The organism is Sporocytophaga sp. (assembly GCF_017745095.1).
GTDB lineage: Bacteria > Bacteroidota > Bacteroidia > Cytophagales > Cytophagaceae > Sporocytophaga.
Genome location: NZ_JAGHZZ010000003.1, coordinates 190,352 through 217,101 on the forward strand (window position 1 = coordinate 190,352; position 26,750 = coordinate 217,101).

Sequence of the window (26,750 nt, forward strand, 5' to 3'; positions counted from 1 at the left end):
AGTTTCTTTTTTTACGCCATGTCTATAATTAAATTTACCGAATGAACAGATTACTCATTATTTTCAGTCTTTTTACCTTCATGAACCAGGCCTTTGGCCAGGTTGCCACTTATGAAAAAACCATTACTGCCAATGACCTGTCCAAGCATCTTCACATTCTGGCATCTGACAGTCTCGAAGGAAGAGAAACCGGTATGGCAGGCCAAAAGAAGGCTGCTGAATATATTAGAAACCACTTTCAACAACTTGGACTACAAGCCCCGGTAACTACCGACAATGGCCAAAAATCTTATTTTCAGAAATTTATCCTGGTAAAGAGAACCTGGGGGGATGTATATCTGAAAGTTGGAAAGGAAAAGAAAGTCTTTCTTAAAGACTTCTATGCCTACGGAGATATAAAAGTTCCTAAAGAGATAAAAGTTCCCGTAATCTTCGGAGGTTATGGAATTAATACTCCTGAATATTCGGATTACAGGAATAAGGATCTAAAAGGCAAGGCTGTAATAATATTTATGGGAGAGCCTGTAAAAGATGGAAAATCATTGGTAACGGGTACAGCACAGGCTTCTGACTGGGGCAACGATTGGAGGAAAAAAGCTTCAGAGGCTAGAAAACTTGGAGCTCAGGAAGTTTTCATAATTGTAGGGAATAATTTCAGTGATTATGAGACAAGACTGAATCAGCTGAAAAGCCACATCGCTCAGCCGTATCTTAGTTTCTCAGATAAGTTAAGAGGCGGAAGCGCTCTGTTTATCAGCACCAAACTTGCTTCTGAAATGCTTAAAACAACTGAGGAAGAACTTCTGGCCCAGAAGGAAGAAATAGCAAAAGCAGGTAATGATTATAACCCTTCGTTTAAGTCTGCAAAATTTTCATACAAAGCCGATGTCATTGAGTCTGCGGTAGAGACAGAAAATGTACTTGGCTTTATAGAAGGAACCGACAAAAAAGATGAGGTTGTAATACTTACTGCTCACTATGACCACCTTGGCATTGAAGGTGGCAAGACATATTATGGAGCAGATGATGATGGAAGCGGAACTGCTGCACTACTTGAAATGGCAGAGGCTTTTGCACTCGCAAAGAAAAACGGACAAGGACCAAGAAGAAGTATTCTGATAATGCCTGTGACCGCAGAAGAGAAAGGGCTTATGGGGTCAGAGTTTTATACAGATCATCCTGTTTTCCCACTTAATAAAACCGTTGCAAATCTTAATGTAGACATGATCGGAAGGCTAGATGAAGATCATGCCAACAACGAAAACTATGTGTATATCATTGGTAGTGACCGCCTTTCAACTGACCTTCACACAATTAATGAAAATGCTAATAAAAACGGTGTTCAATTAGACCTGGACTATAAATTTAACAGATTTGATGACCCAAACAGATTTTACTACAGATCTGATCACTATAACTTTGCGAAAAATAACATTCCGGTGATATTCTATTTTAGTGGAGTGCACAAAGACTATCACCAGTCTACAGATACTGTAGATAAAATTCTTTTTGAAAAAGCTGCCAAAATTACAAGGTTAATCTTTGCAACTGCATGGGAACTTGCCAATAGAGAGGAAAAAATTAAAGTTGACGGAGGAAAGAAATAACCAATGACGCGAGCTTCATATTTAACAAACTTCAGCAATCCTTCCCTGGCCAGGAAAAGAGCGTCTTATATCAGAGAGATTACAGTCTCAAATCTAGAAAAGCATCTCAAAGACTTTGAAACGAATTTTTCAAAAAAAGGCGGTCATGTAATCTGGAGTACTACATATGATGATGCCCAGAATGAAATCATAAGGCTTGCAGAAAAATTTTCTCTCAAGAAGTTCAACATCTCTTCAAAAGCCGCAGCAAAGCTTCCTCAAAGCCTTTCAGGTAAGTTGGAGAATCTTGGTTTAGAAATAATCAGCAAAAAAAATCCGGTAACAGAAGAAAAACGGCTACTGAGTATTTCAGAAGCCAACTTTCTTATTTCTGAATCAGGAAATGCAATTATTACTGGTGATGCTATAAATTTCTTTGCAGCCGGTCAGGTTACTATACTTATAGCCGACATCAACAAAGTGATTCCTTCAGGAAAGGATCTTCCTCTTTTCCTTGATTTTTTCCATTCCCCTGAGAAGCCACAACCATTTCAAATATTGTCCGGCCCATTATCACCAGCCCAGAGACTTATAGTAATTCTGGTAGATGGTGGTAAAACAGATCTTTTGCCAGATCCTTTAAAAAGGCAGCTTACCTCTTGCATAGATTGCATGCAATGTGTTTCTGTCTGCCCGATAAATCAGGATGGTCAAGTAATACAGTTTCCTGTAAAGTCTATTATAACGCCTGACAAGGTAAATGTACAACATCCTGTTTATTCCTGCACACTTTGCGGAAATTGCAGCCTTGCATGTCCTGTTAAAATAGATCTTCAAACCTTGCTAATAATGAAAAGGAAAGATGTATTTGCGACAGAGTCCAAAAAGAAACATGTCATCGTTAATATATTCAGGTTTGCAATGCTTAAAAGCAATATCAATAATAAAATTGGAGGAAAATTGAAGAAGTTGCTTTTAGGATTCCTTATAAAGGAAACTTGGGGCAAGCGAGGAGGGCTCCCCGACTCAACCCCAAGATCTTTCAACCAGCTATGGAAAGTTGTTAATAATTATTCAACCAGAAAACTATAATACTAATATATGATATTGCCCGTTACAACGCTTTTTTTTTAGATTAATAAAAACATAATCTCGATTATTGTAAAATTTTATTAGTCAAAGTTAAAAGATCATTTTTTAAACTTCCCTTTTGGGGCAGTTTTACCTTTTGGTCCTGCTTTATCTCTCGGCCCTGCGGATTTGCCTTTAACATCTTTTTTCCCCTTCTGCATATTGCTTTTTTTAGCAGAATCCTTTTTTCCTGGAAATTCTTTTCTCGGATGTTTTTTCTCGTGAAATGCACCTTTAAATTCAGGATTGAGTCTCTTTTTAAGATCATCCAATTCCCGATCCATTGTCTGTTTCTCTTCGAATGGAGTTTCTTCTATTATAACTTTATCCGGAATTTCTTTGACAGAAATATTTTTACGTATGAGTTTTTCAATTTGCTCGATGTGGTAAGCTTCATTAGGCAAAGCAAATGTAATGGCAACGCCACTTTCACTCGCCCTTCCTGTTCTTCCTACCCTATGTACATAGTCTTCATAGATAAGAGGTACATCAAAATTGATTACATGGCTCACTTTGGAAACATCTATCCCCCTAGCAGCCACATCAGTCCCCACAAGTATCCTTACATTCCCTTCTTTAAATGCGTCTATTGAATTGATGCGGGTGTTCTGCCCTTTGTTTGCATGAATGACCCTGACTTCCGTGTAAATTTTCCTTTCAATAAATTTGAATACATTTTCTGCTGTTTCCTTTGTCTTCACGAAAATGATGACTCTGGTTAACTCCTGATTTCTTAATAAGTGCCCAAGAAGGTTTATTTTAGTTTTAAAATTGGGAACTTTATATAGTTCCTGTTCGATCGCTTCAACAGTAGTGGCCTGAGGAGCCACTTCTATTTTCATAGGATACTCCAGAAATTCTTCTGTCAATGCTTCAACCTTGGCAGGCATTGTTGCTGAAAACAATAAATTTTGCCGCTTGGTCGGCACCACTTCAAGGATTTGCCTGATCTGGGGCATAAATCCCATATCCATCATTTTATCGGCTTCATCCAGTATGAGCGTCTTAATTTCTTTTACAACAAGCTCTTTGGCCCTGTACAAATCCATAAACCTTCCCGGAGTACCTACGATAACGTCCACCCCTTTCCTGATTTCTTCAATTTGCTGCTTAGAACCAATTCCTCCGAAGACAGCCACTGTTCTGATGTCCGTATATTTTGCCAGCTTTTTAATCTCTTCATTGATCTGGATCCCCAGCTCCCTGGTCGGCGCCAGGATCAATGCTTTAGGATTCATTCCCTGCGCATATTTTATTTTCATCAGCAATGGCAACAGATAAGCAGCCGTTTTGCCAGTACCGGTCTGCGCAATGCCCAGAATATCATGTCCTGCCATAATCTGTGGAATCGCCTTCTCCTGGATTTCAGTCGGTTTTTCATAACCGGCATCTTCAATGGCGCTAAGTAGTTGCTTATTAAGCTTTAAATTTTCAAATAAATTGGACATGATCTATTATAGCAATATTATTGTTGCCCCAAGATGAAGCAGGTTGTATCTTGTGACAAATATTTTCAAGAATGAAAAAAATACTTATCCTCAATGCAAATATAGTAAATGAAGGGCGTATCTCTTCAGGTGATGTTTTTATAGAAAACGGATTTATAGCAGAAATTGGCAAAAACCTATCTTCCAAACCGGCAGATAAAGTAATCGATGCGAAGGGGAAGTATCTGATTCCAGGCGTTATAGATGACCAGGTTCATTTCAGAGAACCGGGTTTAACCCATAAAGCAACTATTTATTCTGAAGCTAAAGCAGCTGTTGCAGGCGGTATTACCTCTTTCATGGAAATGCCTAATACTGTTCCTAATACATTAACTCAGGAATTATTGGCAGAAAAATATGCAAGAGCTTCACAAACTTCCTTAGCCAATTATTCTTTTTTCATGGGTGTTTCAAATGACAACTTAAAGGAAGCTTTGAAAACAGATCCTAGAAATGTCTGCGGATTAAAAGTCTTTATGGGGTCTTCTACCGGCAATATGTTGGTTGACAATGAAAAGACGCTTGAAGAAATATTTAAAAATGCTGGCATGCTCATCGCTACACATTGTGAAGATGAACAAACGATTCTGAAAAACACTGCATTGGCAAAGGAAAAATATGGAGAAAATCCATCTGCTTTTATCCATCCTATTATAAGAAATGAAGAAGCTTGTTATAAATCTTCTTCTATGGCTGTTAGTTTGGCCAAAAAATTTAATTCAAGATTGCACATACTTCATATCTCTACAGAAGAAGAGATTAGCCTCTTTGACAATACCAAACCATTAAGTGAAAAAAGAATTACGGCTGAGGTCTGTGTGCATCATTTGTGGTTTGACAGCAGAGATTATGACAGACTTGGGACCAAGATAAAATGGAACCCTGCGGTAAAAGAAAAAAGGCACAAAGAAGCCCTTTTTAAGGCTATGCTTGATGATCATCTTGATATTATCGCTACAGACCACGCCCCTCACACAATAGAAGAGAAAAGTCAGAACTATTGGAAAGCACCGTCAGGTGGTCCTTTGGTTCAGCATAGTCTCAATGCAATGCTTGAATTTTACAAACAAGGTAAAATCAGTCTGGAAAAAATAGTTGAAAAGATGTCTCACAATCCTGCCATTTGCTTCCAGATAGAAAAGAGAGGATATATCAAGGAAGGTTATTGGGCAGATCTGGCCCTAGTGGACCTAGATACATCTTATGAAGTAGCCAAAAACAACATTTTATACCAATGCGGTTGGTCTCCTTTTGAGGGAGTAAATTTTCATTCTAAGGTTACTCATACCTTCGTAAGTGGAAATCTTGTGTATGAAGAGGGAAAATTTGACGAAAGTAACTTCGGCAAACGACTATCATTCAGCAGAGTATAATTTAATGAAATATTTTATTGGAAATTAAATTTCGTTCTTATATCTTTGCACACCTAAAGTAAAACGGTGGCCATAGTTCAGTTGGTTAGAACATCAGATTGTGGTTCTGAGGGTCGTGGGTTCGAGTCCCATTGGCCACCCTTAAAAAGTTAAAGCGACTCAAAAAGTCGCTTTTTTTATTTTAATCACTTTAAGAAACTAGAAAAGGGTTGCCATTGGCCACACACAAAAAAGCCTTCAATTTTTAAATTGAAGGCTTTTTTGTGTCTTTTTAGGCAAAAAAACAACTTATTTAATTCTCCATTTCATTTATACTTCCAATTTTTCTATTACATTTTGAAGAAACCAGGTAGGAAATTTTTTATCATGATAAGTCATTTCACCTTCAAAGAATTCTGCAACCAATTTATATTCTCTTCCAGAATTGTCAAATATATAGGCTCTTCTGACCAGTTTGATAGCATCAAATAATAAATCAAGAGAAGCAAAATACCGTGACTTAACTTTATCTTCGACAATATTATGCCCACCCTTTTCTACCCTATTATCAATTCTATCCTTATTAATAATGGGAGATTCCGTACATATATAGTATAAATAAGTCTTGTATCCTGCTTTGTTTGCTAAAATAATATCTTCCAATTGGAAGGATGTGACATTACTGTTTCAAACGAATAAGAAACTGCGGATTTAATAAATTCTTGTCTGATAAAAGCTGTAACAAATACTGCTTCATAGGAATTTGTTTCTTTAGGAAGGCTAACAAGAATATTATCTTTAAATTTTATATCAATCTTATACCCTTCCTTTTTTGCTTTCTTTTTAAATGTAGAACTTTTGTTAAAATCCTGAAATGACTTTTTATCTACTTCCAGATTTAATTCTGATAAATTTATAAATCCTTTTTCACGTAACTCTTTTTCTACATTATCAGCATTTAAAAAATAACCTACTTTAAAATCAGCTCTATTAGAAAAATCATGAAATAAAGATGACTTTCCTGAACCATTAGGTCCTGCAAAAATTCTCAGCCGCTTTGATTTAGAAGCCATTCAATCAAATCTCCCCAATAATATTTTTCTTTCCATTGGGTTCCTCCCTGATTATTTTACCTCCCTCCACATAAGTAATGGATAAGCCTAATGCCTTGGACTCTTTAATAGAACGTTCGGCACTTTGCTTACCAACTTCTTTTAAAAATTTTGTATATGAGGTATTAAACCCTTCACCTTTTTTAACAGAATTGCCTTTTTTAGATTTTGGTGCCATAGACTTTAAAACTAGTAAGCTTTGCTAATGTAACGAAAAATCTTCAAGAATGATCTAAGAATCTGCATCAAGTTAAAGAATGAAAAAATCATTATTGTAACTGGGCCTAACTGAAGGTTAAAGCTCGTCATTTACCAATAAGACATTCACATAATTGACGATCTGTATTAATTATTAAACTTTTTCAAAATATTTCCCCCCAAACTGAACGTCCACCCATTCCCCGTGTATCATCCTTCAAAACACTTACTTTTTATTTATGAAAAACTTAAAACTGACCTTTCTTTTACTTACGCTATTAATAAATTCTAAAGGATTTTCTCAATCCAAGCCTGAAAAAGTCCCAAGATACACTCAAGAGATCCATGATAAAAAATGGTATCAGACTCAAGCTGACCTTTGGGAAATTGAAGTAAAAAAAGACCCTAAAAGTGAAGACTCCTGGCTTAATCTTTACACAGCTTATCGTTCATTATGGGTTTTAAATATATATAGCGAAGCCTCAAATAAAAAGGTAACTGAGGTAGTAGACAGAATGGAAAAAGTCATCCCAGAATCTTTTACATTCAACCTAACCAAAGGATGGCTAATGGGATGTTGGGATCCTGCATCAATGAAGTATATACAAAAAGCCTATCAACTACAACCTGAAAATCCAGCTACGTATCACGAGCTCTCGGTCCGATACGAAGTTGAGTTGAACTATGAAAAGCGAAAAGAATTTCATATCAAAATGTTTGAGAAAAGTGATATTTCGCAAGGCTTGCTAAACTACAACTACAATGTTCTTGCATCACTTGAAAAAGATGCAATATTGTTCACAATTGGGGATAACGACACCTATCCTGCTTGGATGATTCAGGATGTGCTTGGATTCAGAACTGATGTAACCATTATCAATACCAGTCTAGCTGGAATAAATGATTACAGAGAAAAGCTTTTTAAAAAAGCAGGCATTTTACAAAACACAGCAAAAACAAATGCGCTGCAAGTCAAGGAACCATTTACTGCCGAAAGCAGAGAAGTCTGGGAAAAATTATTAATAAAAAGCGTGGTGGAAAATTCAGGAAGCAAGCCAGTCTATTTTGCGTTGACAATGGGTAACTCAGAATCCTTCAGTGGAATTAAAGACAAGCTTTATATTACAGGGCTTGCTCTTAAATACTCAGAAGAAAAAATTGATAACATTTCTTTCATAAGAAAGAATTATGAGAAGAAATTTTTACTGGATTATATAAAAGCTAATTTTCAAACAGATAAATCGAAGAACTTCGTTAACTTGATCAACCAGAATTATATTGCCCCATTTACACTTTTATACAAACATTATCGAACAACTGAAGAGGCTGAAAAAGCTGAAGAAGTGAAGCAACTTATTCTAAAAGTGGCCAAGGATGGCAACAGAGAAAAAGAAGTGTCGGAAATGTTAAAATAGCTTTCAATGCATTTTTTCAGAAGCACATATAAAAATCATTCGGATGAAGAGCTTATGCAGCTCATCAAGAAAGGCAAGGAAAAAGCCTTTGAAGAGCTTTTCGAGAGATATAAAAAGAAAATGCATTATTACTTTTATCGGATGCTTAATTATGATTCAGATCTCGCAGATGACTTTTTGCAAGATTTGTTTTTGAAAGTTATAGAAAAGCCCCACTCATTCGAAGAAGGAAGAAAGTTTTCTACCTGGATATACAGCTTAGGGTCAAACATGTGCAAGAATCAATACCGTCGATCCCTCACCAGAAAAGAGGTTAAAGCGGATGATCTTATCACCGAGATATATAAAGAAGATGAAGCTTTTTCATTTCAACTTGACAAAGACCTTTTGGAGAACAACCTGAATGAGGCTTTATCCTTGCTTGATGATGAGTTGCGTGAAATTATCATTCTTAGATTTCAGGAAAATTTATCTGTAAAAGATATAAGCCAGATAATTGGATGCCCCGAAGGCACTGTAAAATCAAGGATTTTCTATACCCTAAAAAAACTATCTGAAAGACTAAAAGTATTCAAGCCATAAAAATCCAGTAATATGAATCATAAAATAAGAGAGTCTGAACTATTGGAACCCTTAATCCAAAAAGACTTTAAAGAGTTAAGCCTCGAAGAAAAGTCATTAGTGCTTCAGCACATTACTGAGGAGGAATTTAATGCTCTTCGAAAAAGCTCAAAAGATTTAACTAGAAAATTTGATCAGGATAGACTACATATCAATCCCGATAAAGAAATAAAAGGCATCCTTATGGAAAAATTCAGAGAGAAAAAACAGAGGAAGTACCTTTTATTTTCTCTTGCTTCAATTCTGAATTACCGCATACCTGCATATCAACCTGCTTTAGCATTTTTAGCATTGCTGTTACTTTACTTCTTCATTAATCACAAGAGTCAGGATAAACTGATTGCTCAATCGCCGGCTCCAATACCTCAAGAGATTCAAGAAGTCAAGCAGACTGAAATTCTCGAAGATATAAAAGACACAATATTTAATACTTCTATTGGAAGAGAATTAGCAAAAACTTTTACACAAGTAAAGGATTCAGTTCATGAAGAAAAAACGATTCAAACAGTTCCACCTTTACCTTCAGCTTCTGCCATTGCTATCTATTCGTTGAAAGATGAAAAAACAGAAGGTTCTTCGTTGAATGAAGACACATTGCTAACTTCCTTTTTTACAATACCTAATTAGTCTCCTGCCAGTATTTCAGTTTTAATAATATAAGGACGGTTCAAATGAATCGTCCTTTATTGTCCCTTAAACTCCTTTATCCTGCTTATCCAATTATATAGTCTGGGCAACCCTGAAATCTAAATTATTGAATGAAAACCAGCCACATAATTGTTCTTATTTAAGTAACAAGAGCTTTAATATACAAGCATATAATATGTCAACATATAATGACATCCTAAATGCAATAAAAGACTCAGATCAATTTATTCTGCTATCAATTGACCAGCACTATCTGTGTACCCTCTGGTCAAGAGGACTCAGCAACTTAACTGGCAAGGAAGAGCATGCCTTTCTGGGAAAAAATATTTTTCAAAGCTTCCCTGAACTTATTTCTTCAGACCATTTTGAAAACTTTAAAAAATGTCTGACAGGTCAAAAGATTGTTCAGGTATTTAATCATCTATCACCTCTTGACATCGATTTCAAAGGTAGTTTTGAAGTTACATATTCTCCTACATATCATAAAAAAGACGAGGAAATTACCGGTTGTCTGGTCCGAATCAAAGTTTTGGATCAAATACTACCGCAAGAGAAGCAGGAATTAAACAAATACAAGACATTCTCCAATAATACAGATGTAGGAATATGGGAAATAGATACAGAAGGTTATACAAGATTTGCTAATCCTTCTATGTGCAAAATCCTGGGAATTAAATCTACGGATGATATTAAAAGAAAAACATATCATTCCTTCTTTACAAAAGAAAGTCTTGAACGAATAACTGAAGAACACGAAAAAAGAACTAGACATATATCGTCCAATTACGAGGCTGAAATAATCGCTAACAATGGAGAAAAAAGGATTGTACTGATAAACGGTGCTCCCTTGTATAATCATTCCGGTACATTCATAGGTTTAATCGGAGCCTTTATTGACATCACTGAAAAGAAAAAAATAGAAGCTGAGTTAATCAATTCAGAACATCGTTTCAGATATTTATTTGAGAAATCATATCGCGCCAACGCTATCTCCAGAGACTTTAAAATTCTGATAGCCAATGAAGCATTTGCTAAAATATTCGGGTATTCATCAATTGAAGAAATTATGAAAATTCCCGTCTATGAGTTATATACAGAGGAGAGTGTACAGATTATAAAAAAAAGAATTTCAAGAATAAAGGAAGGTAAACCAGTGCCCAGTTCTTATGTATCTCAAGGCAGACGAAAAGATGGCTCAATTTTTTATCTTGAAAATGATGTAACATTAATCGAGTTGTCTGACGGAAAGGCGTATTTCCTCTCCCTGAAAGATATTACAGACAAGATAAATGCTCGGAATGCCCTTATAGCAAGCGAAGCGAAGTTTAGTGGAATCTTCAATTCAAACCTTATCGGCATTGCATTTTCTGATGATGATCATAATATCATTGACGCAAATGAGCGTTTCCTGAACATTATTCAATATTCAAATGAAGATCTTAAAACAGAAAAAATCACATGGGATAAAATAACTCCGAATGATTTTAAATTTGATGATGAAATAACCAGTGAAGAATATGCGCAAGACAAATGGCAGGCTCCATATGAAAGGGAATATGTCTGTAAAGACGGAAGTAAAACACCTGTATTGGAAGGAGGAGCAAAGCTAAACGGAATGCTGAATCTCCATGTATCATTTGCTATTGATATTACAGAACTCAGGAAAAGTAAAGAAGAAACCTATAAATTAACCAAGGAATTATCTACATTCTTATACATGACCTCCCATGATTTAAAAGGACCATTGGCTACTATTATCGGGTTAACTATGATTGCAAAGCAGGATATAAAGGACTCCAAAGCTCTGGATTATTTCAAATTAATTGAACGCAGCACCCGTAAACTCGATAACTCATTAATGGGACTTTTGAGAATTATGCAGATCAAAAACAATGAATTTTATTATACTGAAGTGGATATGGGGCGACTTTTAAATGAAGTAATACATGGTTCATACGCTGCAGACTTCACCTATCATGCACAATTTCATTTAACTATTCCGGATGATTTAATAATCACTTCGGATAAAGAAATGTTGAAAACCATTTTTCAAAAGCTCATTGACAATGCACTAAAATACACTCAGCCTTCTCAAAATCCCGAAGTCGATATTTGTATTTACAATTTTGAAAAAAACATTCAAATAATCTTTGCAGACAGAGGTAAGGGAATAAACGAAAAAAATATAGATAAACTATTCGATATGTTCTATAGAGGTGATGTGAACTCCAAAGGCTCAGGACTCGGACTTTATATAGTAAAGAGCATTGTCGAAAAATTTAATGGAAAAATTAAAGCCGCCAACAGAATTAGAGGTGGCGCTGAATTCACAATTGACCTGCCTAAGTTTCGATAAATCAGCTAATTGATGATATCCTCCTACAATTAAACTGCTTTATTTTCAACATTTTTTAGAATGGCAGAAAGTGCAGTAAAATTGTCATTGCTGCCAAGATCCTTTTCCTCTATATTTGACTTATATATTAAAAATAAGAAAATATATGACTCCTGTAACCGGTATAAAAGAAAGACTTATTGCCATTGTTGCAATGCCTGATACAATGCTGATCGACATCGCAGGACCAGCAGATGTATTTAGCAGAGCCTCCATTTTCTTAAAATCTAATGTTCCCGGAAAAGAACCATACAAAGTAATAACCATTTCTCCAGAGCATGGGAGGAAAACGTGTACTTCCCTATCTGGAATCAGTATTAATACTCCTTTCAGCTATAAAGCTATCGAGGAGAAAATAGATACCTTGATCATTGCCGGATACGCTTCCAAAAGTCAGTTCAGACTTAGCAAGGACTTCTATAATTGGCTGGATCAAAACTCAGGAAAAATAAGAAGGATTGCCTCCATTTGCAGAGGTACCTTTGCTTTAGCGGAAGCCGGTCTTCTTAATGGAAAACGCGCCACAACTCACTGGATGGCTTGTAATGAGCTTCAGGCAAAGTACCCTGATATAATAGTAGATCCCGACCCAATATTTATAAAAGAAGGAAAGATATATACATCCGCAGGTGTGTCTTCAGGTATGGATCTGGCCCTTGCTATGGTAGAAGAAGATTATGGAAGAGATCTCGCGCTTACTGTTGCCAAAGAGCTTGTCCTGTTTCTTCAAAGACCAGGTAATCAATCTCAGTTCAGTACAGTGCTTGCTCAGCAGCATACCGAAAGCGGACCAATCAGGGATGTTCAGGAATACATCGCAGAGCATATTAAAGATGAGTTAAAAGTAGAACAACTTTCCGAGCATTGTGCTATGAGTCCAAGAAATTTTGCGAGGGTATTTCTCAAAGAAACAGGTATAACCCCTGGAAAATATGTAGAGAAGGTACGTCTTGAAAAAGCGAAAAGAAGTCTTGAAGACTCTAACCTTTCTCTTGACCAGATAGCAGATAGCTGCGGAATAGGTAGTCAGGATTCACTTAGAAGGCTTTTTCTGAAACATCTTAACATTACTCCTGGACATTACCGCAAAAGCTTTAAGACTGCTTTTAGAGATGCGGTTGCCTAAAAAAACAAAGATTTATTTTCAATATAAACATAAATGTTATGTCTAAGATAAAAATAGGAATCAACGGATTCGGAAGAATCGGAAGGCTTGTATTCAGAGCGGCTATTAAAAGATCTGATGTAGAAATCGTTGCCATCAACGATCTTATTGATGCAGATTACATGGCATATATGCTCAGATATGATTCCACACATGGAAAATTCGACGGAAGCATAGAAGTAAAAAATGGTCAGCTTGTTGTGAATGGTAAAACTATCCGTATCACGGCAGAGAAAGATCCTGCATCATTAAAATGGAACGAGGTAGATGCTGAATATGTAGTGGAATCTACAGGATTATTCCTGACTCAGGAAACAGCGCAAAAGCACATACAGGCCGGAGCCAAACGAGTAGTTCTCTCTGCACCTGCGAAAGATGACACGCCTACCTTCGTAATGGGCGTTAACCACGAAAGCTATACAAAAGATCTTAACATTATATCCAATGCGTCATGCACTACAAATGCGCTTGCACCTATTGCAAAAGTTCTGAATGATGCTTTTGGAATCGTTGAAGGGTTAATGACAACAGTACATGCTGTGACTGCGACACAGAAAACAGTTGACGGCCCTTCTGCCAAGGATTGGAGAGGCGGAAGAGGCGCTTACCAAAATATCATTCCCGCATCTACTGGAGCAGCAAAAGCAGTAGGTCTCGTAATACCTTCCCTCAAAGGGAAACTCACTGGTATGTCTTTCAGAGTACCGGTTGCAGATGTTTCTGTAGTAGACCTTACCTGCCGTCTTGAAAAACCTGCTTCTTATGAAGCAATCAAAAAAGCAGTAAAAGACGCATCAGAGGGTAAGCTTAAAGGCATCTTAGGATATACTGAAGATGAAATTGTTTCTACCGATATTCTTGGCGATGACAGGACCTCTGTTTTTGATGCCAAAGCAGGTATCTCACTTAATGATCATTTTGTAAAAGTAGTTAGCTGGTATGACAATGAGTGGGCATTCTCAAACAAACTCGTAGATTTGATTGCTTATACAAGTAAAGTTAAGTAAAGTATATTTTCTATCTGAATCTCCGGTTTTAATTGACCGGAGATTTATTATTTTTACATTAATTTTTTATCTAGTCTACAAACATGAAAATAGCATACATAATTTTTGAAGGCATTACCTGGCTTGATTTTATTGGCATCTACGATCCATTGAGCAGACTCAAATCACTTAAATATATTCCAGAATTGGAATGGGATATCTGCTCTTACACAGAAAGTAATAAAGATAACTTTGGCCTTGAAATAAAGGCTACTAAGATTAAGAATGACCTTGGAGTTTATGACATTATCATTGTTCCTGGTGGATTTGGAACAAGAAAACTTCAATTCGATACAGACTTTATCAATTGGCTAAAGACTTCAGAAAAAGTAAAAAATAAAATATCCATTTGCACAGGAAGCTTGCTTCTTGGTGCTGCAGGTTTCTTAAAAGATAAAATAGCCACTGTGAATATCCTGGAGTATGAAACCCTTGCTCCCTATTGTAAGACAGTAAGCAAAGAAAGAATTGTTGAAGATGATGACACGATTACCGCTGGAGCAGTTTCAGCATCCATAGACCTTGGCCTTTACCTTTGTAAAAAATGGGCAGGAGATGAAGCAGCCAAGGAGATAAGGAGAAAAATGGATTATCACGGTTGATTAAACCTGCTGCTGACAGAACCATTCTAAAAAGTTGTTTATACAAGAGTTAAACATCTTTAGCAAAAGCTTGTTTTACCGGATAAGATAAGAAATGCCTTGTCTTTTCCCGGGCTATGCTTAGAAAAGTAAGAAAAAAAATCTCGTCCCTTTTGGGCAAACCAGATGAGGAAAGCATTAATAAATTTGAAGAGAAGATCCTTGAAAGCCTTATCACCGCATACATAGATGCTTCTAAAAGAACCCGACAGATTTTTCTTATTCTCAATATCGCTGGTATTATCATTTTCATTGCGGAATTTAATAGGGTTTTCAGCTGGCTTCATTATTTCAGAGAAAACAAAAAGCTTATTAAAGATCCACAGCAGGAATCTTTTCAAAATATCATTTATGACAAATTTGAGCTTATAGAAATTCCTGTTATAGGTATTCAGTTTTCAGTCAGCGACATCATACTTGTTGGCATGCTTGGCTTTGTCGTAATAGCTACCTGGTATTACTTTTCAGCAAGAAGGCAACATCATGTTGTTTCAGAATTGCTGGAGAGATCAAGAAACTCAGACAATTTACATATCAAGAGATATCTTTATTTTGGAATAGTTAATCAATCTGTTTTTCTCACTGGTTCGGATGTTGATACAATAGACTTCAAAAAGAAATCTTCTTATAGAATTGTTGCTCAGATCTTACAGGCCTTTCTCATTATTCTTCCCTTTTCTCTTATCGCTTTTGAATTATTCAGATTATACAATTATGGTGGCTTTTACCCTGATGGCAAAATGTGTTGGGAAATGACTAAAGGTCAAAGGACTGACATTATAGTTCGTTTGGTAATAGGCTTAGCACTGGGATTGTACACTTTCAATATTTGGAATGATATAAGAAAACTGATGAATGCCACCAAGTGGAAATTAAGAGAAATGGGCAGAGAAGCAGAGGCTCCGGAAAAAGGATAATTACGTTACCCCTGCATTCATTACTTTTATTTATTTTCCAGTAACTTCTTCATTGAATCAAGTACCATACCCCAATTCTTTTCTGAATGCTCCCTGGCTTCTTCACTCTGTATATTGTCCTGACTAATAGTCAAACGAACGCTCGATTCTAACTCTTCCAGATCATAAGAGATATTGGCATAATTCTCTTCAACATCAGGAGTGCCTGACATGGAGCTCCAATAAGTATATTTAAAAGTTTCCTCTGGCTCAATGGCAGTAATAATTCCTCCATCTTCGTAAGGCTTACCTTCCCAGACACCTTTGAAAGAAATTCTACTACCCACTTTCCAGTCGGAAGAGGTGTCCGTTCCGAACAAGTATTCTTTAATGATTTTAGGATTAACGAGAGCATCCCAGACAGTTCTAATATCTGTCTTGATTTCAATGGAAGCTTGAGCTATAAGGTCAGTTTTCATTTTTTATTTTCTTTAATTAACTCTGTAAATAAAAAGTGGTTTAGTGACAACCTTATGTCAGCAGACCTCTCTTCCGAATAAAAAAAAGAGCTCCTATGATGGAGCTCCTATGATTTGACAAATACTTTAAAACTATTTCAGATAAGTCTCTGAGTTTTTCTCGAACTCCTTTTTACATGCTGTATTGCAAAAGCCATATATCTTTCCATTAAAATTCAAGGTATCAGAGAGATGACCTTCGATAGGCATTTTACAAACAGGGTCGGTATCCAAGGCTAATGATGATACTTCCATAGTAATTTTTTCCGCCTTCTTTTCAGGGGATGAGCATGAAGAAGTCAGTAAAACTCCTGCAAATAGGAAAAGAGATAGAGATATATTTTTTAACATGATTTTATTTAAAAATTTCAGTTTTGATTTTTAGTCACAATACTAACGAATTTATCAGGAAAAACTTTCATTCTGACTAAACTTCATTAAACCATTAATTATCTGACCATTGCAATAATTAAAGAATGATGTTTGCAATGTTCTAATTCGAAATCCATGAATTATTAAAACCTACCAACTATGGAGTAAAGTTGATATAGCGATGAATTTAATTTCCTTTTACAATTTGAACACAAATCCATCTTTGCTTTGTCAGTTGTACGAATTGATTCAACAGCATCTTGCATCACACAAAGAGTATTTTCACAATGATTCAATCCCAGATTATGTCCTAATTCATGGATTGAAACTTTCTTAATCCTTTCAACAAAAAGCTTCTTATATTTATTGCGTAATCTAAAACTAGAGATTATAGAACTTGAGCCAGGGCAATAGCCCAGTCCAAAGATTCCCCAATCGCCATACTTCTCTTTTGGGGCTTTAACATTTCCGAATACATCTTTTTTAGTTACTGATATATCCTGATCCGTCAATCCTATAATATAGTCAAGAGTATCAGCTTTATTCTCTTTCAAGTATTTTATTAAGACATCTGCTCTATATCTTGGAGATTTAATATTGGTGAATGCTTCTTGTGGTAATGGAGCTGTGGGCAATATGGAAGTCTTAAAGCCATATTTTCTTTGAATAGTTGTTGATATCGTATCAATTATTTTCGAATCAAAGTTGCCAAATGGCTGTATGCCTATTCGAATGCCTTTGTCTTTTGAGCAACTCACCAAAATAACCAATACAAAAACTATTAATTTAATTTTCATTTTTTTAAGACTTTGGTGTTGATAATATAACAAAGTAGAACATATCTCTACTATGGTTTAAGCGTGAAAATACTTGGAGCATGAAGAGAGCAGACGTTTCCTACATAATTATCAAGTTGAATAAATCTTGATCTTTCTCACTGCCAAAAACAATAATTCAACCATGAGCTATCTGATGAATTAATATCCTTTATTGAGAAAAAGCGTAAAAATAAACAATCTTCTTGTAAGATTTTATGGACTAATAAATCAATAAAATACAAATTAATAAGAATATTTTACACTTTCGTGCATTTTATGGTGAGGTACTCAAGCAATATTCTGAAGTTACGAATGGCAGAAAAACATTAAGAGGCACATAAAGTATTGAATATGAATCTGCATCAATATTGGATTATTACTTTTTTGCCAGCTTGATAACCCTTAAATACCATATCTGAACAAATTTTCAATTCAATTTTAGATTTAGTAAATTACAGCTTTAAACTTAAACCCATTTTTATGAAAAAAACATTTACAATTTTATCTTTGATTTTAGGTATCTATACCGTTCAAGCCCAACCTGAAATTAATTCTTTAGTTGTTGTTAAGCCTGGTACAACCATTAAAGCATATGCAAAAGAAGACGCTACTGTTACTCCTGGTAATGCCGGAGCCAATCAAGTTTGGGATTTTTCCGGAGTGACTTTTAACCCTGCGGATTCTGAAACGTCTACAGCATTGGATCCTTCTAAAACGCCTTATGCTTCATCTTTCCCAACAGCAACTTTAGCTGAAACATCTGACAATATAAATTACGCATATTACAAAATGTCAGCTACAGAACAAGTATTACTCGGTAATTATGGTGTTAACGATGAAGGCGAAGGAATGGCTTTAGCTTATACTGACCCATTAACCATAATTAAAACTCCTCTTACTTATGGCGGTACTCAAACAGATGACTATTTTGTTTCTGTGGATATGGGGCTCGGATTTACAATGGATATGTCTGGAAGTATAACTAATGTTTATGACGGATATGGAACATTAAAAACTGTTAACGGAACATACAACAATGTTGTACGCTTAAAATCAACTAAGGTAGATGTTACATCTTTCTTTGGTATTGAAACAACAATTAACTCTGTTACTTATGCATACTACATTCCAGGATATACCAATTCTTTATTCGCAATTTCTGAGATAAAAGTCACTGCAATGGATGAGGAGGAAACTACAAATGTTGTTTATTTATACGATCCATCATTCTTGACATCAAACAAAAATGCATACTTACAAGATCTTAAATTATCTGTAAGTCCAAACCCTGCAAATAACTTTGTAACTGTTGATTTCAAAGACCTTACTTCAGGAAATTACACTTTAAAAATCACTGAACAAAATGGTGCTTCAGTTATGGAAAACAATATGTATGTAATGCAAGGTGATGTACAAACTATAGATATCGCTGAGCTTAAAAGTGGCATGTATTTTCTAGAAGTTGCATCAGAGAATGGAAAGACAGTTAAAAAAATTGTAAAACAATAATTATAAAGAAAATGCCTGTTATTGCATTGTAACAGGCATTTTCCATTTTTCAGAAGAATGATAGTCTTCTATCTATTGAGCTTTTATAACCTTCCTTCGATCTGTATATCCATCGCCAACAAGCTCAACTAATACAACTCCTGGGGTCATATCAGAGATATCCACTTGAATCATATTTGCAGAAGCTGATATATCAATGGTTTTTATATGCTGGCCTAATTGGTTTTTGATTACAATTGAGCTATATTTTTTATTTACTTGGTTTAAGTCAACATTTAATGTATTTTCGATTACAGGATTGGGATACAGACTAACCATGCTTTCCCTTTGAGGACTATTGGTAGACATAATTATTATCTTTCCATCTTGCCTGCAGTCCTGGAACCTATCCAAAAAAATATCTTCAGAAAGCTTCTCAATCCAGAATTGAGGGGGTGCAATGCCAGGCCCACTTAAAAAGCCATACACGGTATCATTTCGTACCTCAAGCACTGTGCTCTCAGCAGTATTGATATCATAATAATTAATAAAACGATAATCCCCAACAACGTCCCAATCATTTATCTTTTCTGTAATTTTATTTACTGCAAAATAAATGGTATCATTTACGGAACCTAAATCTTTTGATTTATTCATCTCGATTTCAAAATCTGGAGAACATATTTTTATAAGTGTACCATCCCATACAGTTATAGTATCTCTTTGCTCTGATCCAATAAGGGTGGAAATCAATTTTATCTTTAAAGAGTGATCATGATTAGAAATAATCTTCCCTTTTGCAATAAACTCTCGATTCTGGATGGATTGACAAAATGAACGGAATTGTAAAGTACATCCTTTGACAGAGTAGTTAATAGTTAGAAGACAAGCAGCGAGAATGGTAAAAATTTTTTTCATACAAATATCAATTTACATTTATTAAAAAGAATCTGATATCTCTTAGACCTCAACTTCAGTTAAAAGTTCCCGCCAGCCACTTCCCTCTGCATATTTTTTAATCACTTGGTTCCGCTCAGCAAGTAATTTTTCCATATATGATTTCAAAAATAAAACATTTACAAATTTACCAAGGAATCCAAGTGGAGATTGAAATTCAAAACGGTCGGTCATTAACGTCTGGCCATTCTTTTTCTCAAAAATATGATCATGCCTGAACGAACTAAATGGACCGCTAACCATCTCATCAACAAAAAAATGGGGCGCATTGTATTCAGTAATCTTTGATGTGAGCTGGAGCCAGAATCCAAAATGTCTGGCCCTCCAGGTTACTGTTTCATGAAGCCCTATAAGACCAGACATTTTTCCTGCAATAACTTTCTCTTCAGATTTTTTTGTTGAAATCTGATGTAGCTCAATGCTCCTTGATAAGTTAAAGCAAACTTCAAGTGGAGCATTGATAGAAGTATGTAGAATAATTAAAGACAAACCTAAATGAATTATGCATCCATCCTCTTTTTGGCTTCAATGCACCATAACAGCTCGTTGATAAATGCGGTAGCTCTCTTATCTGTTCCAGCTTTGTCAACAGGATTACCTTGTTCATCAAATGATTTATCAATAGTTGGTACAGGGAACATGGCTGGAACAGTCCAGGCCCTTATTTTCCACAGAGAAAACTGCAAAGATGTAATTACCTGTGTACCCCCGAAGCTTCCTCCTGATACTGTAGAAATAGCTACAGGTTTTCTATGCCATTCATCATAAAGGAGATCTATAACATTTTTTAAACTTGAAGGATATCCACCGTTATATTCCGGTGTAACAATCAACACTCCGTCTGCATTTTTTACTTTGGAAGCAAAATCAAGCATTTGGGAAGTAGGATTTGGTTGAAACCTGAGACGCTCATCAAAGAGAGGAAAATTATATTCCAGTAAATCAAGTATTTCAACAGAGGCAAGACTATTTGACTCTATAAAATTTTTAAAGTAAAGTGCCGCGCGATGACTTTTTCTGTCTCTTCTTACGCTTGCAGAGATGATGATTATATGTGGCATGATTCAATATTAACAAAAAATATCATCCTTACAAGACTAAAATCTTCCAATAATGAGACGAAGTGACCTATTTAACTTACAATTTAAATGGTTGGTCGGAACCTGCAATATAACCTGAGATATTAGGATTTATCCAAGACTAAAATTCCCTTAACCTAACTCATTTTCAATTGGAAATCAGCCCGAAATTTCTTATTATTGCCTTCATCTATCTACAAAAAGCGCATGATTTTTAATAGCATTCACTTTTTAGAATTTATTCTAATATTTATACCATTATATTACTTTTTCAAGGGAAAGTTAAGATTATGGTTTACCCTGGGAGCAAGTTATTTCTTCTATGGGTATTGGGACTATCGCTTTCTGGCATTGGTCCTTGCATCGACAATATTCGAGTATAACCTTGCATTGTACCTGGAGAAAACGGAAGACGAGAAAAAGAGAAAAAGACTGCTCATTACCAGCATAGTATTCAATCTGATTACATTAGGTTTCTTCAAATACTTCAATTTCTTTATAGAATCAACCAATGGAATATTGGGGTTATTCGGAACGGGGACCATTCACAACACCCTTCATATTATTCTGCCTATTGGAATTTCATTTTATACCTTTCAGGCAATCAGCTACACAACAGACATTTACAAAAGAAAGATAAAAGCAGAAACAGACTTTGCGGCGTTTTCAGTGTACTCAATCTTCTTTGCGAAACTTACAGCGGGCCCGATATTGAGGGCCCACGACTTTTTACCTCAACTTAAAACAGATCAGAAATTCACCTGGGATAATTTTGAAACAGGATTGGCAAGAGTGCTTTTAGGATTTGCAAAAAAAATAATCATTGCTGATTCTCTTGGTTCTTTTGTGGGAACCGCATTTGCATTTCCTGAAAAATACTCATCCCTGTATCTCATCATTGGGATTATATTCTACTCTTTCCAGATATACTGTGACTTTTCCGGATATTCTGATATTGCAATTGGGCTCGCAAGAATACTGGGATATCGTTTTCCTCAAAACTTTAACTTCCCATACCTGGCTAAAAACTTTTCAGAATTCTGGAGCCGCTGGCACATGTCACTTTCCAGCTGGCTGAGAGAATATCTTTACATTCCGCTTGGTGGAAACCGTAATGGTAAATTCAACGCTTACAGAAACCTTATGATCACTATGCTACTTGGAGGCCTTTGGCATGGGGCCAACTGGACTTTCGTAGTCTGGGGCGGATTAAACGGAATATACCTAGTAGCCCAACGTCTTATTCTGCCAACGACCGACAGAATCGCGAAGTTAGTACCGAAACAATTATTCGTTCCTACTGCTATGATAATTGTATTTCTTCTTACTTGTTTTTCAAGGATATTTTTCAGAAGTAATAATTTTGAAGGAGCATTTGAAATGATAAAAGGAATATTTTCTTTCAATGATATGTCATTCAGTCATTTGCCTAATATGTTCGTTATCATCAAAAATATAGGACTGATATCTATCTTAATGGTTCTGGAGTATGTTCACCAAAGCAATGACTTTGAAGAGTTAGTATTAAAATCTCCAACTTTTAAAATAATCGCATTTTCAGTAATCCTTTGGATGATCGCTCTATTCGGTACATTCAGTGACTCTCAATTCATTTATATACAATTTTAAATCGGCATCGAGCAATGAAAGAATCTGTTATTGAAAATACTATCGAGATAAAAGCTCCTTCCATTGAAGTTGAGATAAAATCAGAAGTTGCAAAGAAAGAGAAGAACAGGCTTTGGCTCTATTTAGTGTTAATTCCTCTTATATTCCTGGGAGATCGCGGCATAGGTGCTTTCCTTGAATATCTTACCATGACAAGCAACCTTCGTTATTCTAAGTTATACAATGGCAAAGGTGAGGCAGATATAGTCATACTCGGGAACTCAAGAGGAAACGGCTATTATGAACCTGAGATAAGAAAGATCACTGGCATGACAACACTGAACTTAAGTTATAATGCTTTGCCTGGAGAGATCGGTCAGGCACTTATTGAAGACTATTTTGAAAGATATAAGGCAAAGCTTGTAATTGTTGATGTAAGCCTTGTCATGAAAACTGAAGATCAGGTGATCACTAGCTTCAGGCCCTATATGAGTAAGTCAGAAAAAATATCTGCTCTTATTCAAGACGTCTCCCCTGCAACAGCCAGAGGCTGCAAGATTTCAAGGCTTTATCAGTACAACTCGGAACTCTTCCACAGAGCATTATACTATCTTGGTAAGCAGGAAGGAGATTGGATCCTGAATAAACAAATAAAAGAAGAACTTCTAACACATGATAATCTGGCTGACAGTCTAGATGTAGTCATCAAGCAAGGAGGACTTGACAATTTGAAAGCTATAGCTGAAGTGGCTAAAAAGCATAATACAAAGGTAGAATTCGTGATAGCTCCGTATCATTCAATCTGGCTAAACAAAATCCATAACATCAAGGATTTTCTTGCTGCTATCAAAAATAATACTGGTGTTGAGGTGAGAGATTATTGCCGCTTTACCAATGACAAAACATGTTACTCAGATTACCTTCACCTGAATAAAAAAGGGAGCCTTCTGTACATGAAAAAATTGCAGGATGATGGAGTGTTTGCGCTGAAGTAGTATGTGAAGTCTAAAAATAAAAAAAGAACCTTTCTGCAATCATAATCCAGAAGGTTCTTTTTTATCTACCTCCTGCAATACCTATAAAAGTTCCGGTAGTATAAGATGCTTCTCCATAAAACAGCCAAAGAATTGCATTGGCAACCTCCTCAGGACTTCCAACTCTCAGCATTGGAATTGTTGATTTTATCCTAATCTATTCTCCTTGGTTCACCGCCGCTTTCATGAATATCAGTGTCTATAAACATGTCTTACCGCATTAACTCTTATTCCTTCAGCAGCTACCTCTTTGTAAAGATCAATTATAAAAGAATCAATTGCTCCCTTTGATGTTTCACCCTTTTATCTGGTGGAATTTCATTAATAATAACGTATGTACATCCACCTTGCCTGGAATTCTCTCAAGTGTATAGAGAGCATTAACGAGTGGTTTTTCTTTTTAATCTAGCCATCAACAGAAAGATTTAATGGGAGATAAAATACCTCATTACCAAAACTTCCACCAAGGCTTGCCTAAACTTGCTGAAGAAGGATTTATGATATTAGAGTATCTATAACCCTCCAGCCTTGTTTCAAATAAAAAATCATCGCAACGATCAAGTTGTTCACCAAGGTATTTGCCAGTTATTTCAAATACAAACTCTTCACCTACCTGATCTTCAGTCATTGGCTCATCAGGAAAGTCTTCAAAAAGGTAGGATCGCTTCCCATCTGCAGCAATATGTGATTTGGACAATAAATCAAGTTCCTCTTTCAATGGCTCACCAAATTCAACAAAAGTCCCGCTATCTGCGCTTCCTGCCCTTGAGCGTATCTTTTGCCCATCTTTGATAACAGCGTATCCCCAGAGGTTCACAACGCTATGCAAAACAATAGAACATATTTCGGCATTTGGGAATTTTTCTATCAATACTCTTTCAGCATGTCCCGGTGTTTCCTCGAAAAAATTCATGGGCATATCCGGGGCACATATTATAAGATTGTTTTTATATCTACCAATATATACTTCATTTTCATCCGGATTTATGACCTCTTCCACCGTCTTGTCTTTAATCTTTGACAAATTAGAAAAACCTAATTCAGACAATAAGGATTTATAATCTGTTTCCGTTTTTGAATGAATAATGATTGCAGATGCTTTCCATCCCATATTTTATTAAGTTTTGCTTGTATGAATTATCTTGAAAAATTATATACTCTCATATAAAAATTACGGTAAACAAACGGCAGAATAAATTCATTCTTTGAACCTTATCAATTCCTTTTCTTCGTGCGTGCAATCATATACATCAGTCCTGCTATATTTACCCAATTCTAATGCTAATTGCTTCATCTTTGTATATTTTCCTCTCGCAATTTCCAAACGGTTTTTATCAAGCTTAAGATTTACACTGACCTTAGTTTCTAAAAAAGAAAACATAGGAACGTTTAGCCTGGGTAATTGATATAAGTCATAATTCACTTCCCGATATAAACTTTTATTAAGAGTTAAAGTAACCAGGCTGAAGTTTTTTAATAGTCTCCATCTCCCAAAATTCACTTCTAAAATTTTATAATAACTGCGATATTTTCTATTGATAAAATCCACCTTAGCCCTTTCCTGTGCCAAGTGAAAACAAGAATAAAACAACTCCTATAATTTGTAAAAACAATTCGGGAACCATTATCAAACCTATTCCAATCATCATAGGAATAATAGATAAAACTTTAGTAACTGCTGGGAGTCCGTCTATTTTATTATCGATAACCATCAATCAAAAAAACAGCTATTTTATATCTTTCAAAACTGCTCCCAATCGGTCAAGGTTCTCTTCATTCTTATCGGTCACAAAACCTTTTAGTTTATTACATTCTTCCGGAGTCTTAAAGATCATCCTGAAATAGACTTTTGTTTCACTAACAGATATTGCTTCAAAAGTTGCTTCTATTTGGAACTTTGGTTGAGAGATATGATTCAATACGACCAGACCAGGCTCTTCAATTTTCACAAAAACACTTTCATTAGGGTAGTCCTTTTTATCAGGACCATGCATAACAAATGACCATTTACCTCCGGGTTGGAAATTAAATTCATTAAACGTATTGGCAAAACCTTCAGGTCCCCACCATCTCTTTAAATATTCAGGGTTGGACCAGGCTTTAAATACTTGCTCTCTAGATGCTTTTACAATTCTGACATTTAATACCTCTCTGTCGGGAGAAGACACATAAGTTTCCTGTAATTCTGCCATGTTATTCTGAATAAAGATTTATGTGAATTTAATTAAAAAAACTACAACTGATTTTTGGGGAATATTCATAACCAAATAAAAATAATTTCAGATGCAGCTTTTCAAAGAATTCTAAATTAAAGAAAGTGATTAATCTATGATGTTCCTAGCCAAAGGTTAATAATTGGATAGAATTAATTTGGCTTATTAAAATTTAATTCCAAAGAAAAGAAAAGCGGATGACATTATTATGTCTGTGGCATTACTGAAAAAATAATTTCACTTATTTAAGAGAACCTTAAATAAAAGATTGGATATCAGAACAAAGTTTAAACAACAATTCATTACAAAAAGCTAATAAAATATAACAGAGGAAAAGTCTTTTCAAAAAAATTCCAGATTGTAAAATATTTATTATCATTACGCAAAAAAAATACCTAACAGAAAATGGAAGCTATATCAAAGTTGTTAAAACCCTTTGTTGGAAAGCCCTTAACAGTGATCATCAATGATGAAGATGAAAACCTGCATGTTTTCGACTGGGCTAAATTAGAAAAAGAACACGACAAAATTATTGCAAAGACTAAGGGAATGACTGAAGCTCAGATGAGCGATTTTTTAAGTCATAACGGTAGCGACCTTATGGACATTTATGACTATTACATGGATGACGACTGCATTGAAAAAGTTGAGAATAAAGAATGGGTTCCTTTTGGAATTTTGGGTCTCTCTCACAACATCGATAGCTATGCAGAAATGGGGCATGCTGGTCTCCTTCTATTAGATGTGAGCGGAGATGAAGAAAGTCCTTCTGTTGTTTTATATCTTGATTCTGAAGGAGAGACTATCGCCGATAGCTTTGAAGAACTTGAAATTGCAGAAAGTGATGAAGATGCAGACGAGGACTTTGATGAAGATGAAGACTTTGATGAAGAAGATTTTGATGAAGAGGACTTCGATGATGAGGATTTCGAAGACGAAGATGATGTAAAAAAATAAACAAAATAAGCCG

Annotated in this window: 29 protein-coding genes and 1 tRNA gene; 16 read left to right on the forward strand and 14 right to left on the reverse strand. The window is 35.5% G+C overall.

Features of this window, described 5'->3' with window-relative positions; translation table 11 throughout:
* The first annotated feature begins 41 nt into the window (after positions 1-41).
* Both J7604_RS06015 and J7604_RS06020 read left to right on the forward strand, forming a co-directional pair.
* A complete protein-coding gene (locus J7604_RS06015; RefSeq protein WP_293892584.1) occupies positions 42-1,607 on the forward strand; it encodes a M28 family peptidase in 1,566 nt (521 codons plus the stop codon).
* A gap of 3 nt (positions 1,608-1,610) precedes the next feature.
* Positions 1,611-2,678 carry a 4Fe-4S dicluster domain-containing protein gene (locus tag J7604_RS06020; protein ID WP_293892587.1) on the forward strand — a complete coding sequence of 356 codons (1,068 nt, stop codon included), beginning with the start codon at positions 1,611-1,613 and terminating at the stop codon, positions 2,676-2,678.
* Between the two features lie 98 nt (positions 2,679-2,776).
* On the opposite strand, the gene J7604_RS06025 is transcribed toward J7604_RS06020, so the two are convergent.
* Positions 2,777-4,165, reverse strand: coding sequence for a DEAD/DEAH box helicase (locus J7604_RS06025; RefSeq protein ID WP_293892590.1), 1,389 nt, complete (start codon positions 4,163-4,165; stop codon positions 2,777-2,779).
* 71 nt (positions 4,166-4,236) lie between these two features.
* Between J7604_RS06025 and J7604_RS06030 the strand changes: the two genes are divergently transcribed.
* Positions 4,237-5,577 carry a dihydroorotase gene (locus J7604_RS06030; RefSeq protein WP_293892593.1) on the forward strand — a complete coding sequence of 447 codons (1,341 nt, stop codon included), beginning with the start codon at positions 4,237-4,239 and terminating at the stop codon, positions 5,575-5,577.
* A 66-nt stretch (positions 5,578-5,643) separates the two neighbouring features.
* A tRNA-His gene (locus J7604_RS06035) sits at positions 5,644-5,717 on the forward strand.
* A gap of 169 nt (positions 5,718-5,886) precedes the next feature.
* Here J7604_RS06035 and J7604_RS06040 read toward each other — a convergent pair.
* Genes J7604_RS06040 through J7604_RS06050 form a run of 3 tightly spaced genes read right to left on the reverse strand, consistent with a single transcriptional unit; the run spans position 5,887 to position 6,846 of the window.
* Entirely contained in the window at positions 5,887-6,219 is a 333-nt protein-coding gene (locus J7604_RS06040; RefSeq protein ID WP_293892596.1) for a hypothetical protein, read from the reverse strand.
* On the reverse strand, positions 6,201-6,629 hold the full coding sequence (locus J7604_RS06045; RefSeq protein WP_293892599.1) for a hypothetical protein: 429 nt from the start codon (positions 6,627-6,629) through the stop codon (positions 6,201-6,203). The genes J7604_RS06040 and J7604_RS06045 overlap by 19 nt, the downstream gene beginning before the upstream one ends.
* Before the next feature lie 4 nt (positions 6,630-6,633).
* Positions 6,634-6,846, reverse strand: coding sequence for a hypothetical protein (locus J7604_RS06050; protein ID WP_293892602.1), 213 nt, complete (start codon positions 6,844-6,846; stop codon positions 6,634-6,636).
* A 259-nt stretch (positions 6,847-7,105) separates the two neighbouring features.
* On the opposite strand from J7604_RS06050, the gene J7604_RS06055 reads away from it, so the two are divergent.
* The 8 genes from J7604_RS06055 to J7604_RS06090 all read left to right on the forward strand — a co-directional run bounded on the left by J7604_RS06055 (position 7,106) and on the right by J7604_RS06090 (position 15,714).
* On the forward strand, positions 7,106-8,281 hold the full coding sequence (locus tag J7604_RS06055; protein WP_293892605.1) for a hypothetical protein: 1,176 nt from the start codon (positions 7,106-7,108) through the stop codon (positions 8,279-8,281).
* A 6-nt stretch (positions 8,282-8,287) separates the two neighbouring features.
* A complete protein-coding gene (locus J7604_RS06060; protein WP_293892608.1) occupies positions 8,288-8,863 on the forward strand; it encodes an RNA polymerase sigma factor in 576 nt (191 codons plus the stop codon).
* A 12-nt stretch (positions 8,864-8,875) separates the two neighbouring features.
* On the forward strand, positions 8,876-9,529 hold the full coding sequence (locus J7604_RS06065) for a hypothetical protein (protein ID WP_293892611.1): 654 nt from the start codon (positions 8,876-8,878) through the stop codon (positions 9,527-9,529).
* 196 nt (positions 9,530-9,725) lie between these two features.
* Positions 9,726-11,906: a PAS domain-containing sensor histidine kinase gene (locus tag J7604_RS06070; RefSeq protein ID WP_293892614.1), complete on the forward strand. Its 2,181-nt coding sequence runs from the start codon at positions 9,726-9,728 to the stop codon at positions 11,904-11,906.
* A gap of 145 nt (positions 11,907-12,051) precedes the next feature.
* Positions 12,052-13,071, forward strand: a complete 1,020-nt coding sequence (locus tag J7604_RS06075) for a GlxA family transcriptional regulator (protein WP_293892617.1) — start codon at positions 12,052-12,054, stop codon at positions 13,069-13,071.
* Positions 13,072-13,109: 38 nt separating this feature from the next.
* Positions 13,110-14,117: a type I glyceraldehyde-3-phosphate dehydrogenase gene (gene gap / locus J7604_RS06080; protein ID WP_293892620.1), complete on the forward strand. Its 1,008-nt coding sequence runs from the start codon at positions 13,110-13,112 to the stop codon at positions 14,115-14,117.
* A gap of 83 nt (positions 14,118-14,200) precedes the next feature.
* Positions 14,201-14,758, forward strand: coding sequence for a DJ-1/PfpI family protein (locus tag J7604_RS06085; RefSeq protein ID WP_293892623.1), 558 nt, complete (start codon positions 14,201-14,203; stop codon positions 14,756-14,758).
* A 116-nt stretch (positions 14,759-14,874) separates the two neighbouring features.
* Entirely contained in the window at positions 14,875-15,714 is an 840-nt protein-coding gene (locus J7604_RS06090) for a hypothetical protein (RefSeq protein ID WP_293892626.1), read from the forward strand.
* Between the two features lie 26 nt (positions 15,715-15,740).
* Here the strand turns inward: J7604_RS06090 and J7604_RS06095 are convergent, their stop codons facing one another.
* The 3 genes from J7604_RS06095 to J7604_RS06105 all read right to left on the reverse strand — a co-directional run bounded on the left by J7604_RS06095 (position 15,741) and on the right by J7604_RS06105 (position 17,380).
* The gene (locus tag J7604_RS06095) at positions 15,741-16,172 is read right to left on the reverse strand and encodes an SRPBCC domain-containing protein (RefSeq protein WP_293892629.1); all 432 of its coding nucleotides are present in this window, start codon (positions 16,170-16,172) and stop codon (positions 15,741-15,743) included.
* A 132-nt stretch (positions 16,173-16,304) separates the two neighbouring features.
* Positions 16,305-16,562, reverse strand: coding sequence for a YHS domain-containing protein (locus J7604_RS06100; RefSeq protein WP_293892632.1), 258 nt, complete (start codon positions 16,560-16,562; stop codon positions 16,305-16,307).
* Positions 16,563-16,726: 164 nt separating this feature from the next.
* Complete coding sequence (locus J7604_RS06105; protein WP_293892635.1) at positions 16,727-17,380, reverse strand: matrixin family metalloprotease; 654 nt, start codon at positions 17,378-17,380, stop codon at positions 16,727-16,729.
* 501 nt (positions 17,381-17,881) lie between these two features.
* On the opposite strand from J7604_RS06105, the gene J7604_RS06110 reads away from it, so the two are divergent.
* A complete protein-coding gene (locus J7604_RS06110; RefSeq protein WP_293892638.1) occupies positions 17,882-18,910 on the forward strand; it encodes a T9SS type A sorting domain-containing protein in 1,029 nt (342 codons plus the stop codon).
* Between the two features lie 72 nt (positions 18,911-18,982).
* Here the strand turns inward: J7604_RS06110 and J7604_RS06115 are convergent, their stop codons facing one another.
* Genes J7604_RS06115 through J7604_RS06125 form a run of 3 tightly spaced genes read right to left on the reverse strand, consistent with a single transcriptional unit; the run spans position 18,983 to position 20,907 of the window.
* Positions 18,983-19,807: a T9SS type A sorting domain-containing protein gene (locus J7604_RS06115; RefSeq protein WP_293892641.1), complete on the reverse strand. Its 825-nt coding sequence runs from the start codon at positions 19,805-19,807 to the stop codon at positions 18,983-18,985.
* 42 nt (positions 19,808-19,849) lie between these two features.
* The gene (locus tag J7604_RS06120; protein WP_293892644.1) at positions 19,850-20,335 is read right to left on the reverse strand and encodes an SRPBCC family protein; all 486 of its coding nucleotides are present in this window, start codon (positions 20,333-20,335) and stop codon (positions 19,850-19,852) included.
* Positions 20,336-20,346: 11 nt separating this feature from the next.
* A complete protein-coding gene (locus J7604_RS06125) occupies positions 20,347-20,907 on the reverse strand; it encodes an NADPH-dependent FMN reductase (protein WP_293892647.1) in 561 nt (186 codons plus the stop codon).
* A 225-nt stretch (positions 20,908-21,132) separates the two neighbouring features.
* Here J7604_RS06125 and J7604_RS06130 point away from each other — a divergent pair, with 225 nt between their 5' ends.
* Complete coding sequence (locus J7604_RS06130; protein ID WP_293892650.1) at positions 21,133-22,554, forward strand: MBOAT family O-acyltransferase; 1,422 nt, start codon at positions 21,133-21,135, stop codon at positions 22,552-22,554.
* Positions 22,555-22,568: 14 nt separating this feature from the next.
* Positions 22,569-23,528 carry a hypothetical protein gene (locus J7604_RS06135; protein WP_293892653.1) on the forward strand — a complete coding sequence of 320 codons (960 nt, stop codon included), beginning with the start codon at positions 22,569-22,571 and terminating at the stop codon, positions 23,526-23,528.
* Between the two features lie 61 nt (positions 23,529-23,589).
* On the opposite strand, the gene J7604_RS27030 is transcribed toward J7604_RS06135, so the two are convergent.
* The 4 genes from J7604_RS27030 to J7604_RS06150 form a co-directional block, all read right to left on the reverse strand.
* Positions 23,590-23,700 carry a hypothetical protein gene (locus J7604_RS27030; RefSeq protein WP_367113553.1) on the reverse strand — a complete coding sequence of 37 codons (111 nt, stop codon included), beginning with the start codon at positions 23,698-23,700 and terminating at the stop codon, positions 23,590-23,592.
* Positions 23,701-24,015: 315 nt separating this feature from the next.
* Positions 24,016-24,678 carry a hypothetical protein gene (locus tag J7604_RS06140; RefSeq protein ID WP_293892656.1) on the reverse strand — a complete coding sequence of 221 codons (663 nt, stop codon included), beginning with the start codon at positions 24,676-24,678 and terminating at the stop codon, positions 24,016-24,018.
* A gap of 87 nt (positions 24,679-24,765) precedes the next feature.
* Positions 24,766-24,948 carry a hypothetical protein gene (locus tag J7604_RS06145; RefSeq protein ID WP_293892659.1) on the reverse strand — a complete coding sequence of 61 codons (183 nt, stop codon included), beginning with the start codon at positions 24,946-24,948 and terminating at the stop codon, positions 24,766-24,768.
* 346 nt (positions 24,949-25,294) lie between these two features.
* Positions 25,295-25,759, reverse strand: coding sequence for an SRPBCC family protein (locus J7604_RS06150; protein ID WP_293892662.1), 465 nt, complete (start codon positions 25,757-25,759; stop codon positions 25,295-25,297).
* Between the two features lie 426 nt (positions 25,760-26,185).
* On the opposite strand from J7604_RS06150, the gene J7604_RS06155 reads away from it, so the two are divergent.
* Positions 26,186-26,737 (forward strand): hypothetical protein, encoded by a 552-nt coding sequence (locus J7604_RS06155; protein ID WP_293892665.1) that lies wholly within the window; start codon positions 26,186-26,188, stop codon positions 26,735-26,737.
* Positions 26,738-26,750 lie beyond the last annotated feature (13 nt).

What these genes read in the sequence shown, in the direction of transcription:
- J7604_RS06015 (WP_293892584.1), top strand. Translation starts at nt 42, where the DNA reads ATGAACAGATTACTCATTATTTTCAGTCTTTTTACCTTCATGAACCAG.
- J7604_RS06020 (WP_293892587.1), top strand. Translation starts at nt 1,611, where the DNA reads ATGACGCGAGCTTCATATTTAACAAACTTCAGCAATCCTTCCCTGGCC.
- J7604_RS06025 (WP_293892590.1), bottom strand. Translation starts at nt 4,165, where the DNA reads ATGTCCAATTTATTTGAAAATTTAAAGCTTAATAAGCAACTACTTAGC.
- J7604_RS06030 (WP_293892593.1), top strand. Translation starts at nt 4,237, where the DNA reads ATGAAAAAAATACTTATCCTCAATGCAAATATAGTAAATGAAGGGCGT.
- J7604_RS06045 (WP_293892599.1), bottom strand. Translation starts at nt 6,629, where the DNA reads ATGGCTTCTAAATCAAAGCGGCTGAGAATTTTTGCAGGACCTAATGGT.
- J7604_RS06050 (WP_293892602.1), bottom strand. Translation starts at nt 6,846, where the DNA reads ATGGCACCAAAATCTAAAAAAGGCAATTCTGTTAAAAAAGGTGAAGGG.
- J7604_RS06055 (WP_293892605.1), top strand. Translation starts at nt 7,106, where the DNA reads ATGAAAAACTTAAAACTGACCTTTCTTTTACTTACGCTATTAATAAAT.
- J7604_RS06060 (WP_293892608.1), top strand. Translation starts at nt 8,288, where the DNA reads ATGCATTTTTTCAGAAGCACATATAAAAATCATTCGGATGAAGAGCTT.
- J7604_RS06065 (WP_293892611.1), top strand. Translation starts at nt 8,876, where the DNA reads ATGAATCATAAAATAAGAGAGTCTGAACTATTGGAACCCTTAATCCAA.
- J7604_RS06070 (WP_293892614.1), top strand. Translation starts at nt 9,726, where the DNA reads ATGTCAACATATAATGACATCCTAAATGCAATAAAAGACTCAGATCAA.
- J7604_RS06075 (WP_293892617.1), top strand. Translation starts at nt 12,052, where the DNA reads ATGACTCCTGTAACCGGTATAAAAGAAAGACTTATTGCCATTGTTGCA.
- gap (WP_293892620.1), top strand. Translation starts at nt 13,110, where the DNA reads ATGTCTAAGATAAAAATAGGAATCAACGGATTCGGAAGAATCGGAAGG.
- J7604_RS06085 (WP_293892623.1), top strand. Translation starts at nt 14,201, where the DNA reads ATGAAAATAGCATACATAATTTTTGAAGGCATTACCTGGCTTGATTTT.
- J7604_RS06090 (WP_293892626.1), top strand. Translation starts at nt 14,875, where the DNA reads ATGCTTAGAAAAGTAAGAAAAAAAATCTCGTCCCTTTTGGGCAAACCA.
- J7604_RS06095 (WP_293892629.1), bottom strand. Translation starts at nt 16,172, where the DNA reads ATGAAAACTGACCTTATAGCTCAAGCTTCCATTGAAATCAAGACAGAT.
- J7604_RS06100 (WP_293892632.1), bottom strand. Translation starts at nt 16,562, where the DNA reads ATGTTAAAAAATATATCTCTATCTCTTTTCCTATTTGCAGGAGTTTTA.
- J7604_RS06105 (WP_293892635.1), bottom strand. Translation starts at nt 17,380, where the DNA reads ATGAAAATTAAATTAATAGTTTTTGTATTGGTTATTTTGGTGAGTTGC.
- J7604_RS06110 (WP_293892638.1), top strand. Translation starts at nt 17,882, where the DNA reads ATGAAAAAAACATTTACAATTTTATCTTTGATTTTAGGTATCTATACC.
- J7604_RS06115 (WP_293892641.1), bottom strand. Translation starts at nt 19,807, where the DNA reads ATGAAAAAAATTTTTACCATTCTCGCTGCTTGTCTTCTAACTATTAAC.
- J7604_RS06125 (WP_293892647.1), bottom strand. Translation starts at nt 20,907, where the DNA reads ATGCCACATATAATCATCATCTCTGCAAGCGTAAGAAGAGACAGAAAA.
- J7604_RS06130 (WP_293892650.1), top strand. Translation starts at nt 21,133, where the DNA reads ATGATTTTTAATAGCATTCACTTTTTAGAATTTATTCTAATATTTATA.
- J7604_RS06135 (WP_293892653.1), top strand. Translation starts at nt 22,569, where the DNA reads ATGAAAGAATCTGTTATTGAAAATACTATCGAGATAAAAGCTCCTTCC.
- J7604_RS27030 (WP_367113553.1), bottom strand. Translation starts at nt 23,700, where the DNA reads ATGCTGAGAGTTGGAAGTCCTGAGGAGGTTGCCAATGCAATTCTTTGG.
- J7604_RS06140 (WP_293892656.1), bottom strand. Translation starts at nt 24,678, where the DNA reads ATGGGATGGAAAGCATCTGCAATCATTATTCATTCAAAAACGGAAACA.
- J7604_RS06145 (WP_293892659.1), bottom strand. Translation starts at nt 24,948, where the DNA reads ATGTTTTCTTTTTTAGAAACTAAGGTCAGTGTAAATCTTAAGCTTGAT.
- J7604_RS06150 (WP_293892662.1), bottom strand. Translation starts at nt 25,759, where the DNA reads ATGGCAGAATTACAGGAAACTTATGTGTCTTCTCCCGACAGAGAGGTA.
- J7604_RS06155 (WP_293892665.1), top strand. Translation starts at nt 26,186, where the DNA reads ATGGAAGCTATATCAAAGTTGTTAAAACCCTTTGTTGGAAAGCCCTTA.